General features: G+C 63.5%; 1 pseudogene. It reads right to left on the bottom strand.

Annotated elements, in window-relative coordinates:
- Nucleotides 1-151: pseudogene (locus SB816_RS31770) on the bottom strand (PadR family transcriptional regulator); the annotation flags it as partial.
- Nucleotides 152-271: the final 120 nt, after the last annotated feature.

The following is a 271-nucleotide window of genomic DNA, read 5'->3' as shown; positions in this document are numbered from 1 at the left end:
CGCCACGGCCGCCGAACGGGCCGCCGCCGAAGGGATCGTGGCCGCGGCGATGACGGCCGATCGCGTGCCGCAGGCTGGCGAACCACTCGAGGCCGGGATGATGGCCGTGGCCGCGGCAGCGGGCGTCGCCATCGAAAGGGGTGTGTCGCATGATCGTGTCCTATGTGTCGGAAAACATATCTAAAGATATATATCGAAAGATAGGGTGTCAAGGGTGGGATTTGGGGTTGGATGGGTTTGAAGGGTGGGGCTCCACGAATGGGGCTGCTCC

Source organism: Achromobacter sp. SIMBA_011, assembly GCF_046535435.1.
In the GTDB taxonomy this organism is placed as follows: Bacteria; Pseudomonadota; Gammaproteobacteria; order Burkholderiales; family Burkholderiaceae_B; genus Achromobacter; species Achromobacter dolens.
The sequence above is the reverse complement of the archived record's forward strand: the minus strand, read 5'-3'. Positions and strand labels throughout refer to the sequence as shown.